The organism is Helicobacter sp. L8, assembly GCF_003660355.1.
GTDB classification, from domain to species: Bacteria; Campylobacterota; Campylobacteria; order Campylobacterales; family Helicobacteraceae; genus Helicobacter; species Helicobacter labacensis.
Genome location: NZ_QXQR01000006.1, coordinates 75,649 through 91,435, shown reverse-complemented (window position 1 = coordinate 91,435; position 15,787 = coordinate 75,649). Strand labels below are relative to the sequence as shown.

The 15,787-nt window shown below is 48.4% G+C and carries 19 protein-coding genes; 3 read left to right on the top strand and 16 right to left on the bottom strand.

Annotation, left to right across the window (positions count from 1 at the left end; all coding sequences use genetic code 11):
- The 8 genes from EAO37_RS09605 to EAO37_RS04825 all read right to left on the bottom strand — a co-directional run.
- Positions 1-549: sulfatase-like hydrolase/transferase (locus EAO37_RS09605; protein WP_240451728.1), on the bottom strand; the 549-nt coding region annotated here is incomplete at its 3' end.
- Between the two features lie 4 nt (positions 550-553).
- Positions 554-1,375: a sulfatase-like hydrolase/transferase gene (locus tag EAO37_RS09600; protein ID WP_240451727.1), complete on the bottom strand. Its 822-nt coding sequence runs from the start codon at positions 1,373-1,375 to the stop codon at positions 554-556.
- Between the two features lie 2 nt (positions 1,376-1,377).
- A complete protein-coding gene (locus EAO37_RS04850; protein ID WP_205589491.1) occupies positions 1,378-2,007 on the bottom strand; it encodes a class II aldolase and adducin N-terminal domain-containing protein in 630 nt (209 codons plus the stop codon).
- Positions 2,004-2,816 (bottom strand): ATP-binding cassette domain-containing protein, encoded by an 813-nt coding sequence (locus EAO37_RS04845; protein WP_120945020.1) that lies wholly within the window; start codon positions 2,814-2,816, stop codon positions 2,004-2,006. Before EAO37_RS04845 ends, EAO37_RS04850 begins: the two co-directional genes overlap by 4 nt.
- Positions 2,810-3,820, bottom strand: coding sequence for a TerC/Alx family metal homeostasis membrane protein (locus tag EAO37_RS04840; protein WP_120945022.1), 1,011 nt, complete (start codon positions 3,818-3,820; stop codon positions 2,810-2,812). The genes EAO37_RS04845 and EAO37_RS04840 overlap by 7 nt, the downstream gene beginning before the upstream one ends.
- Position 3,821: 1 nt before the next feature.
- Complete coding sequence (locus tag EAO37_RS04835) at positions 3,822-4,592, bottom strand: ATP-binding protein (protein ID WP_120951923.1); 771 nt, start codon at positions 4,590-4,592, stop codon at positions 3,822-3,824.
- A 138-nt stretch (positions 4,593-4,730) separates the two neighbouring features.
- Positions 4,731-6,071: an MFS transporter gene (locus EAO37_RS04830; protein WP_120951920.1), complete on the bottom strand. Its 1,341-nt coding sequence runs from the start codon at positions 6,069-6,071 to the stop codon at positions 4,731-4,733.
- Positions 6,072-6,085: 14 nt separating this feature from the next.
- Entirely contained in the window at positions 6,086-6,301 is a 216-nt protein-coding gene (locus tag EAO37_RS04825) for a hypothetical protein (RefSeq protein ID WP_120945026.1), read from the bottom strand.
- Between the two features lie 53 nt (positions 6,302-6,354).
- Between EAO37_RS04825 and sppA the strand changes: the two genes are divergently transcribed.
- The gene (gene sppA / locus EAO37_RS04820) at positions 6,355-7,203 is read left to right on the top strand and encodes a signal peptide peptidase SppA (protein ID WP_120945028.1); all 849 of its coding nucleotides are present in this window, start codon (positions 6,355-6,357) and stop codon (positions 7,201-7,203) included.
- Here the strand turns inward: sppA and EAO37_RS04815 are convergent.
- Positions 7,200-8,213: an outer membrane protein gene (locus tag EAO37_RS04815; RefSeq protein WP_240451726.1), complete on the bottom strand. Its 1,014-nt coding sequence runs from the start codon at positions 8,211-8,213 to the stop codon at positions 7,200-7,202. The genes sppA and EAO37_RS04815 overlap by 4 nt on opposite strands.
- Positions 8,214-8,335: 122 nt before the next feature.
- Between EAO37_RS04815 and EAO37_RS04810 the strand changes: the two genes are divergently transcribed.
- Complete coding sequence (locus EAO37_RS04810) at positions 8,336-8,773, top strand: copper resistance protein CopD (protein WP_120945030.1); 438 nt, start codon at positions 8,336-8,338, stop codon at positions 8,771-8,773.
- Between the two features lie 101 nt (positions 8,774-8,874).
- On the opposite strand, the gene gmhA is transcribed toward EAO37_RS04810, so the two are convergent.
- From gmhA to EAO37_RS04775, 7 genes are all read right to left on the bottom strand, one after another.
- Positions 8,875-9,444, bottom strand: coding sequence for a D-sedoheptulose 7-phosphate isomerase (gene gmhA / locus EAO37_RS04805; protein WP_120951917.1), 570 nt, complete (start codon positions 9,442-9,444; stop codon positions 8,875-8,877).
- Positions 9,414-10,868 carry a D-glycero-beta-D-manno-heptose-7-phosphate kinase gene (gene rfaE1 / locus EAO37_RS04800; RefSeq protein ID WP_120951914.1) on the bottom strand — a complete coding sequence of 485 codons (1,455 nt, stop codon included), beginning with the start codon at positions 10,866-10,868 and terminating at the stop codon, positions 9,414-9,416. Before rfaE1 ends, gmhA begins: the two co-directional genes overlap by 31 nt.
- A complete protein-coding gene (gene rfaD / locus EAO37_RS04795) occupies positions 10,862-11,839 on the bottom strand; it encodes an ADP-glyceromanno-heptose 6-epimerase (protein WP_120945036.1) in 978 nt (325 codons plus the stop codon). The genes rfaE1 and rfaD overlap by 7 nt, the downstream gene beginning before the upstream one ends.
- 284 nt (positions 11,840-12,123) lie before the next feature.
- The gene (gene acpS / locus EAO37_RS04790; protein ID WP_120945038.1) at positions 12,124-12,483 is read right to left on the bottom strand and encodes a holo-ACP synthase; all 360 of its coding nucleotides are present in this window, start codon (positions 12,481-12,483) and stop codon (positions 12,124-12,126) included.
- Positions 12,480-13,025 (bottom strand): flagellar basal body-associated protein FliL, encoded by a 546-nt coding sequence (gene fliL / locus EAO37_RS04785; protein ID WP_120945040.1) that lies wholly within the window; start codon positions 13,023-13,025, stop codon positions 12,480-12,482. Before fliL ends, acpS begins: the two co-directional genes overlap by 4 nt.
- 11 nt (positions 13,026-13,036) lie before the next feature.
- Positions 13,037-13,594, bottom strand: a complete 558-nt coding sequence (gene rsmD / locus EAO37_RS04780) for a 16S rRNA (guanine(966)-N(2))-methyltransferase RsmD (protein WP_120945042.1) — start codon at positions 13,592-13,594, stop codon at positions 13,037-13,039.
- The gene (locus EAO37_RS04775; RefSeq protein ID WP_120945044.1) at positions 13,594-13,917 is read right to left on the bottom strand and encodes a hypothetical protein; all 324 of its coding nucleotides are present in this window, start codon (positions 13,915-13,917) and stop codon (positions 13,594-13,596) included. The genes rsmD and EAO37_RS04775 overlap by 1 nt, the downstream gene beginning before the upstream one ends.
- Positions 13,918-13,990: 73 nt before the next feature.
- On the opposite strand from EAO37_RS04775, the gene lepA reads away from it, so the two are divergent.
- Positions 13,991-15,784: a translation elongation factor 4 gene (lepA, locus tag EAO37_RS04770; RefSeq protein WP_120951911.1), complete on the top strand. Its 1,794-nt coding sequence runs from the start codon at positions 13,991-13,993 to the stop codon at positions 15,782-15,784.
- The last annotated feature ends 3 nt before the right edge of the window (positions 15,785-15,787 follow it).

Here is a 15,787-nt window from a genome sequence, read left to right as displayed (position 1 = left end):
ATGATCAGAGAGATAGATAATTAACGCGTCCTTGTCTTCAAAGAGTTTAAAGATTTCTTCTAAAACATGATCGGTGTAGTAAAGTGAATTGACATAATCAGCTACGATCTGTTTGTCTTTCTCATCTTTGATGTGCAAGCCTTGGTAAGGAATATCTGCCGGGGTGAACTTGGCATAAGCTTTGGGGAAGCGTCTATTGTAGATGGCATGGCTGCCAAAGAGGTGGAATACAATAAAATTTTTAGCGGTGAGTTGGGGTTGCACATGATCTTTAAAGACCTCTAAAGTCCACCCATCTTGGGTGCTGTTTTGGATATCAAAAGTGCCATTTGCCCAGTATTTGTGGGTAAATGGGTGGGCTACAAAGGCAAAGACATTGTTTCTGCTTAAATCATCTTGCGCGTCAATCCAAAAAGTTTTATAGCCTGCCAAATTAAAAATCCTGCCTAGGTTTTTTTGTTGGAACCAAGGGATGGAATGATGCTCCATGTCGGCGTAATTGAGCAGTGTTTCAAACACACTATAGGTGTTAGCAAAGGCTGAGATCACATCATCAAAGACAAATAAATTTTGTGATCTCTCTCTCTTTGCTCTTTTTTTTTACTAAGGCACTCAAAAAGGGCGTGTTGGGCACGCCATAGCCATAAACCCCCATAAAATTCCTAGACGCGCCTTCGCCGATGATTAAGACGATATTAGGCACGCTACTAGAATCTATACCCAAGTAGTCCTTAGGGTAGCGTTGTTTAAAACTCTGGTAAATGGCTCTGCTTTGCTGGTTTTTGAGATTTTCAACAATGGCAGAAATCTCTCTGACTATAGGAATGACTCGTGTTGTGATATTGGGATCGATAAAAACCCCATGCAAGCCTTGTAGGTAGTAATTGCTCAAAATATGCGCCCAAAATAACACAAAAAGGGTTACAAGTGTTTTGAGGTGTTGGCGCATGGATAACACCCATTCAAAGCGCACAAAATACAAGAAACCCACACAAACAACTAAATACCCCACAATAAAGCCCATGCGAGGCAAGACCATGCTAGATAAAAACTCTTGGCTTTCTCTGATATTAGTGGCTAATAGCGTGCCCACTAGAGAGGGGGTAAAGCCCATGTGGAAGTAGTAAGAGGCAAAGAAATCTATAAAGTTAAGACTCAAGCCCAAAACCAACAGCATGTTTTTTAGCCATTTAGCCAAACTTTGAGGCTTGATAAAACTCAAGAAAAAATAAAATCCATAGAACACCAAAAACCCATAAAAGGCTACTTTGAGCGCGTGCCAAAGGAGCTCTCCCCATGTTTGCGCCTCTGCAGAGAAACAACTCGCCACCACCGGGGCTAGCCACATCAAAAAGAAGCGGTTATCTAAGCGCATGTCTACACCTCAAAGCGTCTATCATTTTCATAAGCGTGATCCATCATATTGCTCAGTTGCAAGATTTGGCATGAACCCTCCAAGAGATCGAAAATCCTAAGCAAACCATGCAATTCGCGGTGATAAGCCACAACTCCACACCCCCTGATAAAGATATAGGGTTGCGCGCTCTCTTGCAAATAACGCAGAATATCCGTAGCAGCGCGCCCCTGCCAATCCTTGTAATTCTTAGGATCGTAAATTTCTATTTTTTGTCCCAAGAAGGCACACCCCAAGTAATCTAGGGGGATTAAATGCGTGTGGGTGAGAGAGTAGGCGATAGCATAGGGGGGGCGCGCGTAGGCGATAAAGCGGGCTTCATCAAAGTGTTGGTAAATGCGCGCGTGGATGGGCGTATCATTGCTGGCTTCTTGCCAGCGGTAATCTGGAATATCTTGACAAACCACTAGAGAATCCGCGTCTAAATTGTCCAAAATGGCATCGCGCTTGTTGATCACAAAACGCCGCGCGCTCACCCGCGCAGAGATAGAGCCCTTGAAGATGCCAAATAGCCCCTGCCTAAACATGGACAGCGACATCTTATGCAGTTGCTTCAATAACAAGCCATCCACTTCGCGCACTAATACATTCACGCCAAACCTTTAAAATACAGCCAAGCTACATCGCCCGGGTTAACCCCAAGCGGAGCGCGCAAGGCTAGAGTTAAGGTGTGCGCGTCTTTAGCCAGCACTGTGGTTAAAGAGCCCTGCACATGGAGCTGATCTAAGAGCATCTCAAAAGTGCCCACCTCACAGCGGTGCACCCCTTGATGGGCGCGTATGAGCAAGATGTGATCGGCTAGGCTGTAGGTTTCATGCAAATCGTGGGTAACTAATAAAGTGGTCAGCTTGAAATGCACGCTTAGGTGTTTGAGTTCATGTTGTAACTTGGCACGCGTGGGGATGTCTAGCGCGCTCAAGGGTTCATCTAAGAGCAATAGCGCGTTGGGGGTTTTCAAGGCGCGCACCAAAGCGCGTGCCAGAGAAACGCGCTGGATTTGCCCGCCTGAAAGGGTGTTTATAGAGCGTTGCAACAAGCCTCCAAGCCCCATTAAACCCACCACTTCCTTAAAAATGCGCGGATCGTCATTCCCAAAACAAATATTGGCGCGCACATCAAGATGGGGGAAGAGCGCGCCATCTTGGAACACAAAGCCCAAGGGGCGTTGCTGGGCGCTTAGACAGAATTTGTTTTGGGTATCTAGCCATAGCTGACCCTTAAAGCGCAAAACTCCCACATCGGGCAACTCTAGCCCAGCAATGAGGCGCAAAAGCGTGCTTTTTCCCACTCCAGATGCCCCAAAGAGCACGCTAATTTGCCCGCAAGGCAGACTGGCGCGCACATCTAGGCAAAAGGGACCTTGCGCGCCCATGAGCTCTTTTTGTAGCTGGATTTCTAGCACTTGGCAGGCTTGATCAAACTAGCAAGCACCCCCGCGCCCAGCACGCCCAGCACCACATAGAGGCTAGCGCTAGGACCAATCTCCAAACCCACCCCAAAGAGATGTTTGCTTGCCCCTAAAATGAGCTTGAGGCTAATAAAGCCCAGCACCACGATCACACTCTTTTCTAAATACACCAAATAGCCCTTCAACACTTCTAGAACAAAATACAGACTACGCAAGCCCAAAATGGCAAACATCATCGCGCTGTAGATGATCAAAGGTTCTTTACTCACCGCGATCACGGCAGGCACGCTATCAAAGGCAAACATCACATCGCTCAACTCAATCACAGCCAAACATAAGAACAGGGGTGTGGCGATGTATTTAGCTTTGGCATAGGCACTTTGGTGGTGCAAGTCGCTCACTTCCTGTCCCTTTAAACCGCGCTCTAGTGCCCCCAAGCGTTTTCTGTGGATGAAAAAATCATGCCCGACTAGCTTGGGGTAGACCGGGAAAAATTTATAAACCAGCTTGTAAGCTAGGTGTTCTGAGTAGTCCTCTATCTTTTCTTCCTCTTGGGCTTGGTTTTTGAGCATCACCACACAGCTATAGCCCACCAGCACCCCAAAGAGAATTTCCACATAGGCAGAAAGATGCAAGAGCCCACTTCCGATCAACACAAAAATGAGCCTAAAGATAACCGCGCCTAAGATGCCATAGTAAAGCACGCGGTGGCGATAAATTTCAGGCACATTAAACCACGCAAAGATCGCCATCATCACAAAGAGGTTATCCACAGAGAGGGCTTTTTCTAACACATAGCCGGTTAAAAAGAGCGACATGCTCGCTTTGCCATCATGCCAGAGTAAATAAAGCGCAAAGGCTAAAGCCGTGCCCACCCAAAAGAGCGACCACAGCCCCGCGCTTTTCAAGGTGATCTCTTGATCGTTTTGGTGTGCCTTGAAGTCAATGATTAACGCGGTAAGCATAAAGGCTAAAAACACCAACACATCTAAGCCCATTTTAGGCCCCCTGTGCGTCCAAAAACGCCCCATCGCTAAAGCTATTGGCGTGCAGATTGCAAAAGGCGTTTTTGAGTGAAGTGAAGAGAGTGGGGTTATCCCTCTCCATTTCTTGTAAAAAATGTTTAGTGGCTAATCTAGCAATGGGGGGTTTGTCTGAATCGGGCTGTTTAGCCGGGCAGTTGCAATCCGGGGCGGTGGGGATATTTTGGGAGCGCACAAAGTCAATACTCTGGCGTTCTCTAATGTGAATCAGCGGGCGGATCACAAATAACCCATTTTGGGCCTTGTAAATGGGGGGCATGCTACGCAAGCTCCCATTGTAAGTAAAATTCATAAAGAAACTCTCCACCGCGTCATCTAGGTGGTGGGCGATGGCTAGCTTATTATAACCCTGTTCCAAAGCGTAGTTGTAAAGCACCCCTCTACGCATGCGTGAGCAAAAACTACAATAAGAGCTTTTTTCGCGCCGTTTTTCTCTAATGGTTTGGGCGATATTGGTGTAGAGAATCTCATGAGGAATTTTTTGTTCCACACACAGATCACTAAGCCATGCTAAATCTTCTTTCAAGCCATAATGCACCGTGGCAGCCTTGAAGTCAAAAGAAAAAGGCGCATGGGCTTTCATGCGCGCGAGCAAGCAAGAGAGCAAAATCGAATCCTTGCCTCCGCTCAAACCCACTAAAACGCGATCACCTTCATTAATCAAATTGTAAGTGGCGTTAGTGCGCCCCACAATGTTTAAAATTTTTTTGCTAATGCTATAAACCATTCTAGCCCTTTAAAGCGGAGTGAAACCCCCTCCCACGCCCACAAGATTATAGCAAAACTCCAACAAAATGGGGATTTGTCGTTTGTTTAGCCTTAAAATCCACAGCTTCGATCGCCATAGTGGCAACGCCATCCAAGGCTAGGGCTTTCTAAAGGCTACGGACGCATCTATGATCTCTTCTTGGCTGAGTAAAGAGGCATCGTATTTGACAATGATGGTGTTTTGGGTTTCATTGACATACCACTCAATGATGCCCGGTATTTCTTCCAAGGCGTTGAATTTTTCGCGATCAAAGGCATCTAGAGGGAAGTAGACATTTTGTTGTTTGTTGGGGTTGTTCAAAGCCAACACCAATGCTCCCCAAAGCACGCACACCCCTATGACAATGCAAGCGGACATCTTCACGCCTAGGTAAGTATAACCCATGCCCCCAAGTAACCCCCCAATAAAAGACCCCACATAGCCATAAGTTACAAAGAGTCCCAAGACTAGTCCGCGTTGGTGCGCTCTAGCAAATTTGCTAGCTAGAGATTGCATGATGGGCTCTAGTGTGCCAAAGCCCGCAAAAAAGACCATGATCCCCACAATAAATAGCCATTTTGTGGGGGATTGGGGGTTGTGATCGGCATAGCCCAAGCATGCATAAGCGATCAAAAACAAGAGCACCCCGGCCAAAAGCACCCCCTTAGCCTTGCCAAATTTTTCAGCGATGATGGCCGCTGGAGCCATGCTCAACATGCCCAAAAACGCCCCAGCGGTGTAAATCTTCCAAAGCGCGCTTTTATCCATTTTAAATTCATGCACAACTGCCAAGGGGATCAACACAAAGATCAAGGTCATCAAGCACTTCTCAAAGAAGGAACAGCTACTGATGATGAAAATATTCTTATCTTGGAGCACGGCTTGCAAACTGGGCTTTTCTTTGAGAGCGTAGAGGATTTTGGGCGCGTTGGGCACTTTTAGCATCAAAGCCATCGCCCCCAAGCTCAATAGCGCGGTGAGTAAGAATAGCCACTTAACCCCAAAAGCCATACCCACACTAGGACCTATCACCATCGCAACCGTGAAGCTCATAAAAATCCCCGCGCCCATCAAAGCCATCGCATGCGTGCGCTGTTCCTCAGCCACCTCATCAGCCACCATCGCGCTCAATACCCCCCCCATCGCCCCCATCCCCTGTACTAACCTACCTGCCACCAGCCAAGTGATATTGGAGGCAAAAAAGCAGATTAAAGAACCTAGCACAAAAACCCCCAAGCATCCTAACACCACCGCCTTACGGCTATAGGTGTCGCTTAACATCCCTATAGGGGTTTGAAAGAGGATCTGGGTGAAATACGCTCCTCCCACAGCCAAACCCATCATGAAGGCACTGGCTTGGAAATGTGTAGCATAAAGGGCGATCACGGGCAAGACGATGAACAACCCTAGAAAACGCAAGGAAGACACAAGGACTAAGGGCAGAATCTGTTTTAACATAGTAAACCTTCACATCAAGGACTCGGGCTAAAGACTTGTTGGCATGCGTCCTTTTTATGCTCAAACACACAGGCGCGCTGGAGTTGTTCAAAAGCCTTAGCGCGCTGGGCGTGGCTGTTTTGTTCTATTTGGCGCATTTGGTAGCTATAAACCCCATAAAAGGCTATCCCCGCCACCACAACAAATAAGAGATCACTCCCTCTAATCTTAGGACAAAATTTACACGCCATGCGCCCCCTTTTTTGCTACTATAACATAATCAAATGACTATAAGGAGTGTTTTGTGTTTAAAATCATCACCGCCCCCTTGGATTTCATCACCAAGTATTTTAAAAGCCTAGTGTTTTTAAGCGTGTTAGTCTTTTTGCTTTGGGGGGGCAAGCACGAGGTCCAACCCCCCCCTAACTTAGCTGCCATCCACCTCTATGGACCCATTTTTGAAAGTGGGAGTTTTCAAGAACAAATAGAGGCGATCCTAGATAACCCGCATATTAAGGGCGCGCTCTTGGTGATCGATTCGCCCGGGGGGAGCATTAGCGCGAGCGTAGAATTGAGCGACTTGATCGCGCGTTTGAACAAAGAAATCCCGGTGGTGGCTTATGTGCGCGGGGTGATGGCTAGTGGGAGCTATTATGCGGGCATGATGGCGCGTAAGCTCTACGCTAATAGGGGCGCGCTCATTGGTTCCATTGGGGTGATCTTTGAGGGCGCGGACATTTCAGCCTTAATGGATAAACTGGGGATCAAAACCCAAGGGATCGCCAAAGGGCAATACAAAGAGGTGGGCACTTTTACGCGCCCTTGGACTCCCCAAGAGAAGCAATACCTAAGTAACTTGCTAGAGGCGCAATACCAAATGTTTGTGAGCGATGTAGCAAAAACTAGGCATTTAGACCCCAAGGACGCGCCTAAATTTGCTGAGGGGAAAATCTTTAGCGCTAAACAAGCCCTAGATCTCAAGCTCATTGATCAAATTGGCACTTACCAGCAGGCAGTAGCGGAGTTGCAAACTCTTAGCGGGGTTAAAAAACCTCTTTGGTTACAAAAGGACAAGTGGGAGGTGTTTATGGACAAGGTGTTAAAATCCACCAGCCAAGCGCTAATCCAAGCCTTGGGCTACCAAGTGCGCTAAAAGCTATAGATGTAGCGCAAATACATGGAGTATTGCCGTCTAAAGGTTTCGCTCAGAGTGTAGAGGTCGCCATTTTTGTTAGCGCTCCCCTTGTAGTAGAGATTGGGGAGTGTAGGGATTTTGATTCCAAACTCCACCCCGTGGTGCTGGATAATATTGGTGCGAATCCCCACATTAACCAGAAATTGGAAATGCGTGCTGTTGACATGGCTTTTAAGCGGACCGGTGGTGATCAAACTGGCCGGATTGATAGCGCCATTGGTGCCCACTGCAGGTCCGTTGTAATTGGCTTGGCAGGGATTACCACTATCGGGGATATACGCACATTCACCATCCACTGTGCCGATTAAATAGCCCTGATTGAGCCGGCTTACCTTATTGGTCGTCCAAGAATTGCCCGCAAACTGCACCCCCACAAAAAAGCCCAGATCCAATTTGTCCTTATTGATGATGTTGAAGAGCATGTCCGTGCCCACGCCATAGGTATACATGTCCACCTTGTCGTGGTTGAGGTAAAACACGCTGGTGTAGTTAGAGGCGGTGGCGTTGGAGAAATTGCTATGCCCGTAGTCAAAAAAGCCGTAATAACGCAACCCAAACCATTTTTTCTTCCCAAAGAATTGTTTATAGCCCGCAATCACACCCAAGCCAAACATGGGCTGGTTGCGTCCGGAGTTAGTGGCGTTGTTACTGAGCATGGTCAAGTCCGTCCACTCCGCCTTACAATTCCCCGGGTTACAATCATTGGCTCCCACTGTGGGCACGCCATTATCATACCCCGTATCTGGTTTAGCTGCGCTGAGTTTCACTGTGCCCTGGGGCACTTGGAAAAGATGCCCGTTTTTTTCTCCCACTAGCTTTTTATCTGCCCGCCCCACTTCTAGACTAATCCCTACAAAGGGCGCGTTTTTCTCGGCATGCCCCAACGCGCACAGCCCCAAAAATAGCCACATTCCATAGGGCATGCTCGTTGATAATACTTGTAAAGGTTTTTTAACTACCAAAATCACTACTATTCCTTAAATAAGTATTACAATAAAGTATTTTTTATTATAGCAAAACTTTCTGTGGGGATCAAGTTCAAGGGGTTTTTAGGCTATAATGGTGTTTATTTCAATGATGGGGTTGTGTTATGGAAGCGCTTTATCCTTACGCCTTGTTGGTGCATTTATTTTGCGCCATTATTTTTTTAGGCTATCTCTTCTTTGATGTGGTGATCCTCTCGCGCGCTTTGAAGTTCTTTGCGCCTGAGTTAGCCAGCAAGATCGAACAAGCGATTGGATCGCGTGCGATCAAGATCATGCCCATTTGTGTGTTGCTCCTCTTGCTGACAGGGGGGATGATGTTGAGCAACTATGTGGGGGGAGAAAAAGGGTGGCTAGAAACCCCTTTCCAGCAACTCCTGCTCTCTAAAGTCGCCCTAGCTTGTGTGATCTTCACTTTAGTGATCTTCTCTTTGGCGTGTAAATTCCTCAACAAGCCCAATCCCCTAGCCCCCATTATCCACCCCCTTGTGTTGATCTTGGGTGTGGGGATTGTCGTTTGCGCGAAATGGATGTGGTTTGTTTAATTTTGTGCTTGGTTATGGCTTTAAGGCGTATTGGATAGGCATCTACAGGCTTGGTTATCCTATTTGGTGGTTGTTTGCCCCTTTGCCCGTGGGGTTAAAGACTACCCAAGGAAGGCTTGCTCGATGCGATCGCATAATAGGTGGATGAGCAAAATGTGCATCTCTTGGATTCTAGGCGTGTCGTTACTGGGCACAACCAAATGGCAATCGCACAGCGCGCGCATTTTACCCCCCTGATTCCCGCTTAAACCCACAGTGCCCAAGCCCAACTCTTGAGCCTTCTGCAAGGCTAGTAGCACATTGTCTGAATTGCCACTTGTAGAAATCCCCACCAAGTAATCCCCCTTTCTACCCAAGGCTTCCACTTGGCGCGCAAAGACCGCGCTGTAACTATAGTCGTTGGCAATGGCGGTGAGCGCGGAAGTGTCCGTGCTCAGGGCGATGGCTGCTAGCCCCTGTCTTTGGGCTTTATAACGCCCCGTTAACTCCGCGGCAAAGTGTTGTGCGTCCGCTGCGCTCCCCCCATTTCCACAGATCAAGATCTTATTGCCCCCCTTGAGGGCTTCTATGAGCAAGAGCACAGCCCCCTCTATCTCTGCGCCTAGCGCGTTTAAAGTGTCTTGGGCGGTTTGGATATGGGCTAGGAATTGGGTTTGGATGAAGGTTTGCATACAAGTCCTTGGATTTTTTGCATAAGGCGGCTACTAGACCTGCCCTCCAGCGTATCGATCAACACCACCTCATCAACTAGATCGCTCCCCACGACTTCTTTGCCTTGGTAATCCCCCCCCTTAACTAGGATGTGGGGCTTTAAAGCTCGAATCAACTCCAAGGGGGTTTTCTCTTCAAAGATCACCACAAAGTCCACGCATTCTAGACCGGCCAACACAAAGGCGCGATCTTCTTGGCGTTGGATGGGGCGCTTGGGACCTTTGAGCGCGCGCACAGAGGAGTCGCTATTCAAGCCCACCACTAGAATGTCCCCTAGTTTCTTGGCTTCTTGCAAGTAATACACATGCCCACGGTGCAATAGATCAAAACACCCATTGGTGAACACCACGCGCTTGGGCTGTGCGCCATGCAAAATATGCCCTAGCGTGGCGCGATCTAAGATCTTTTGCCCCTGGTAGTAGTGGCGTTGCAAGAATTCTAGCACTTGCGCGTAGGTGGCATGCGCGCTCCCCACCTTGCCCACCACCACCGCCGCGCTCGCGTTAGCAAAGGCGCAAGCTTGGTGCAGATCAAAACCTAGTGCCAAACAAAAGGCTAGAGCAGCGATCACGCTATCCCCTGCCCCACTCACATCATAGACTTCTTTGGCAATGGTGGGGATTTTAACTAAATTGCCATGATCTAAAAAAGCCATGCCCTGCTCGCTTAGGGTGATAAGCGGGATGGTGATGTGGAAAGTCTGTTTAAAATGCTCTAGGGCTTGTTGCAGGCGCGCGTCATTGTTGATCTCTAAACCCGTGGCGATCTGGGCTTCCCTTTTATTGGGGGTGATGAGAGTGGCGTGGCTGTATTTGGAATAATCCTTGCCCTTAGGATCGCACAAAACGGGCTTGTGGGCTTGGTTGGCTAGCGCGATGAGGGTTTGGCACAAGCGCGCGCTGAGCATGCCCTTGTTGTAGTCAGAGAGCACCAACGCGTCCGCTTGGTCTAAAAGCGCAGTGGCGATTTCTAAAATCTCCTGCTCTAAAGCGGGGCTAATGGCATGCCTGCTTTCTCGATCCACGCGCAACACTTGTTGCTTGGAAATCATCACCCGGCTTTTTTTACAAGTGGGGCGCTCAGGATCAACTAACACCCCTTGGGCGTGGATATTAAGCTGGGCTAAACGGGCTAGCAACCACACTTGGGCTTCATCAGCCCCCACCACCCCACACACACTCACACGCGCGCCCAAAGCGACCAAATTGTCTGCTACATTGCCCGCCCCGCCCAAACGATAATTCTCTTCGCACACCTCCACCACTTGCACGGGGGCTTCAGGAGAGAGTCGCTCGCTAACCCCCCACACATAGTGATCCACAATAATATCCCCAACCACCACAATATGGGGGATTTTAGAGGGTTGGAAACGCAGGTTTAACATGCGTGTTGCGCCAACGCGCGAATTGTAGGGATATAAGCCTTAATTCCGGTTTGCAAATTGTAGGCGGGCTGGTAGTCTAAAATCTGCTTGGTGGTGCTAATGTCTGCGCAGGTATGCGCTTGGAAAAAGGCGTAGGGGTTTTTGATATAGCGCACCTTGAAGTGGCCTAATTCTTGTTGGAGTAGGTGGACGACTTCATTATAGCTATGGCTATTCCCATAACCCACATTGTAAACCCCGCTAGTCAAGGCGCACATCGCCTTGACATTGGCTTGAATCACATCTTCAATATAGACAAAATCGCGTTGCTGTTCTCCAAATTCAAAGAGTTTCACCTCTTGGTGTTTGAGGGCTTGCAAACCTAATTGCAAGATCATGGACGCGCTCTTATGCTTGTAAAACTCCCCAGGACCATAGACATTGAAATAACGCAGACCCACAATGGGGGCACCAAGCCCACAACGCCCGCTTAACACATGCCTATCCATGCACAGCTTGGAAAACCCATAGACATTCTCGGGCTCTTGACCCTGCCCAACCACATTGGGCGCGGGAGTGTTGCCATAAACTCCTGCTGAAGAGGCGTAGATCACGCGCGCGTTCTTGCTCTTGGCGATCTCTAGCAAGTCTAAAAAGGCTTGGTAATTGGTGCGCAAGATCAAACTCTGGTTAATATTTGTGGTGTCAGAAATGGCAGCTTGGTGGAAGAGATAATCAAAGTCTAGCTTGGCTATGCGATCTAAATCGCTTGTGATGTCCGCGCTTAGCACCTCCCCTTTAAAATGCACCAAATTTTTAAAATGCCCTAGACTCGTGCTAGGGGGTGTGTGTTCTCTAAATCTATCTAGCACCACCACTTGCGCCTTGGGGTGGTGTTGCTGGAAATAAAGGGCTAGATTGCTCCCTATAAAGCCCCCCCCGCCCGTGATGAGAATGCGCGCCCCCGCCAGAGTGTCAGAAATATAAGCCATGCTAATCCTTTGATTCCATTATAACATGCAAACACCACCAAAAAGACACCAAGATTTTTCCCATGTCCGCCCTAAACTGTTCACATGTTTTCACATGTGTTCTCATAAACGCCACCTAAACAGCCAAAATACACCCCAAAAAGCCCTCTAAAATCCCCTAAAATTTCTTTTTTTGTGCCAACATGTGAATATTCTAGCCTTGTTTCATCCCATGCCAAAGTGCCTAAATTACGCGCTTACAAGGACTTTTTCACATATTCACGCCCTCTACTACTACGACTATGTTAAATAATATCTAGGCTTTTTGCAACTACTAAAGCCAGCGCAAAGCCGCCATCATGGCTGATGCTCACATGCAAGCTTGATACCCCAAAGGCGCGCATTTTCTCAGAACTCAAAGAGATGCGTGGCGCGCCCCTATGATCCTTGTCAAGATGGATGTCTAGAAAGCCTAGCTGGGCTCCAATCCCCACGCCTAGAGCTTTTGCGCAAGCTTCTTTAGCCGCCCATGCTCCAGCCAAAGAAGCGGGTTTTAAAAAAAGGCTTTGTTCGCTAGGGGAGAGGAATCGGTTTAAAAAGCGTTGTTGGTGGCGCGCTAGGGCTTGGCTAACACGCGCAATGGAGATGAGATCGATACCTATCACTGGATCACAAAATCGGTAAAAAAGACATTTTTCACAAAACCATCAATGAGGAAGCTGTTGAGGTTGCTACGGATTTCTTCTTTAAGTTTGTTCTTGCCCTTCAAGGTAGAAATTTCCTCCATGGACTTAGAGGAGAGAATCTCTATGATCGTGTCCTTAATAGCGGTTTCTTTCACCTTCACCTCTTCTAGCAATTTGGGATCGTTGAGCTCTAAAGAGATGCTAGCCTTGAGATAACGCCGTCCATTTTGGCTGATTAAATTCACCACAAAGGGTCCACTCAAAGGATAGAGCGGACCTAGGGAAAGATAATCTGAGGAGCGCACCATTAAGTTATTCCCTCCCTCAGCCTCCCCACCCATGGGTGTGTTATGCATTTGTTTGTTCCCCTGTATGGGGGATTGAGCAGGGGGTTGTTCTGCGCTCTTGCCCATAAATAAGATCACAATCACGCCCACCAAAATGAGCATGACCAACACCGCGCCCATCACCACAAACAACATCGCCTTGCTTTTCTTAGGCGCTTTTGCTTCTTCTGCCATGCCAATCCTTTCTAATTGTAATAACTCAAAGTGGTTCGCCCAAACTTACAAGACTTGATTATACTCAAGCTAGCCAGTTTTGCAGGCACATCCGCGCCACTTTGGTGTTCCAAGATCACTAACGCCCCCCTCAGGGCTAAATGCGCTAGATTATCCAAACAAGCTTGGAGCGCGCCAAAAGGGGGGTCTAAATAGATAATGATCTGGGGCGCGCTCAAATGCGCTAAAGAAGAGCCTAGAAGAGCCAACCCATCGCCCCGGATTGCGCGCGCCTTGAGGGGCTGTTTATAGCGTTGTTTAAAAGCGCGCAAATTGGCTTGCAAGAGGGCAAACACTTGCATGTCTTGCTCAAAAAATAGCGCCTCTTGTGCCCCGCAACTCAGAGCCTCCAAACCCACGCTCCCACTCCCTCCAAAGACTTCCACAAAAGCGCTAGAGGCAATGCAGGGGCGCAAGACATTCAAGAGCGAAGATCGCACTAGGGCTTTAGTGGGACGGCTAATGCTCTTGGGGGGCAATAACAAGGGCATGCCCTTACACACCCCGCTTAAAATTCTAAAAGCAGGCATTAGGGGCGGTACTCTTGGATCAAATCCAAAAGCTTATGGGTGTATTCCCCTAACAAGGCTTGCACCCTGCTCTCCAAACTCTGGGCTTGGGCTTTTTGGGTGTAGAGTTCTTGCAAGGATTCTAGCAGACTCTCGCGCGTGAAAGGCACACTGACATGCGCGCCCTCTAGCGAACTGATCAAAAAAGTCGTCTTCACCGGTTTATCCACAGGGTGATCGCTCAAAATGAAGTCGCAATGCTCTGGGGCGCACAAGAAATCCTGCAAATAGGATTTAAGCACACAGCCTAAGAGCAAAGAATGGCAATCCAGGGCTATTTTCATCTCTCTTCTTTTACGCGCGTTGTGCTATTATTGCATATCTTGAGTTTGAAAATGCTTACCAAAGGCAAAGCGCGTGCAAGAACACATCCGCAATTTCTCCATCATCGCCCACATCGACCATGGCAAGAGCACCTTAGCTGATTGCCTCATTAGCGCGTGCAACGCCCTAGATGCGCGTGAGATGACCCACCAAGTGCTAGACACCATGGAGATTGAAAAAGAGCGCGGGATCACGATCAAAGCCCAATCGGTGCGCTTGCGCTATTTCTTCCAAGGCGTTAATTACATCTTAAATCTCATAGACACCCCCGGGCATGTGGATTTTAGCTATGAAGTTTCGCGTTCCTTGCACGCATGCGAGGGGGCTTTATTGGTCGTGGATGCCACCCAAGGGGTGCAAGCCCAAACGATTGCCAATGTCTACATCGCCCTGGACAACCACCTAGAAATTCTACCCGTGCTCAATAAAATTGATCTGCCTAATGCCGATGTGGAGGCGATCAAGCAGGACATTGAGGACACGATCGCGCTAGATTGCGCGCAGGCGTGCTGTGTGAGCGCCAAAAATGCCATAGGCATTGAGGCGTTGCTAGAACAAATCATCAAGCTAATCCCCCCCCCAAATGGGGACCCTAGCGCGCCCACAAAGGCTCTCATTTACGATTCGTGGTTTGATAATTACTTGGGCGCGTTAGCTTTGGTGCGCTTAAAAGAGGGGCGTTTGGAAGTGGGGCAGGAGGTTTTAGTGATGGGCGCGCAAAAACGCCACAGCGTGCTAGGGCTTTACTACCCCCACCCCCTGCACAAAACCCAGAGCCCTAGTTTGGAGTGCGGAGAAATTGGCATTGTCGCTTTGGGTTCTAAGAATCTCACAGACATCGCCGTGGGGGACACCATCACGGACGCTAACAACCCCACTGCTAGCCCCATAGAAGGTTTTATACCCGCTAAACCCTTTGTCTTTGCCGGGCTTTACCCCATTGAGAGCGATCAATTTGAGAACTTGAGAGAAGCCCTTTATAAACTCCAACTCAACGATGCAGCCTTGCAGTTTGAGCCAGAGAGTAGCGCGGCTTTAGGCTTTGGCTTTAGGGTGGGCTTTTTGGGCTTATTGCACATGGAGGTGATCAAAGAACGCTTGGAGCGCGAGTTCAAATTGGATTTGATCGCCACAGCGCCCACGGTGCTCTATGAGGTGCATTTGCAAAACTCTCAGGTGTTGCTGGTGCAAAACCCTAGCCAACTGCCCCCTGAGGGGAGTATTGTCTGCATTAAAGAACCCTTTGTGCGCGCCCATATCATCACGCCCAGTCTTTATTTGGGCAATCTCATCAACCTTCTTAGTCAAAGACGCGGGGTGCAAGAAAAAATGGAATACCTGAATCAAGAACGCGTCTTGCTCACCTATTTGATCCCCAGCAATGAGATCGTGATGGATTTTTATGACAAACTCAAGTCTTGCACAAAGGGCTATGCGAGCTTTGACTACGAGGCTGCGCCCTACCAAGAAGGGGACTTGATCAAGCTAGACATCCGCGTGGGGGGGCAGGTGGTGGACGCGCTCTGTAGCATTGTAGAGAGAAGTAGGGCTTATGAAAAGGGCAAGGCTTTAGTGCAGAGCATTAAAAACCTCATCCCCAGACAACTCTTTGAAGTCGCTCTGCAGGCTAGCATTGGCAATAAGATCATCGCGCGCGAAACGATCAAGTCTGTAGGTAAAAATGTAACAGCTAAGTGCTATGGGGGGGACATTAGCCGCAAGCGCAAGCTATTAGAAAAGCAAAAAGAAGGTAAAAAACGCATGAAAGCCATCGGAAAAGTGCATCTTCCCCAAGAGGCGTTTTTGGCGATCTTGAAAATTGATTAAAGG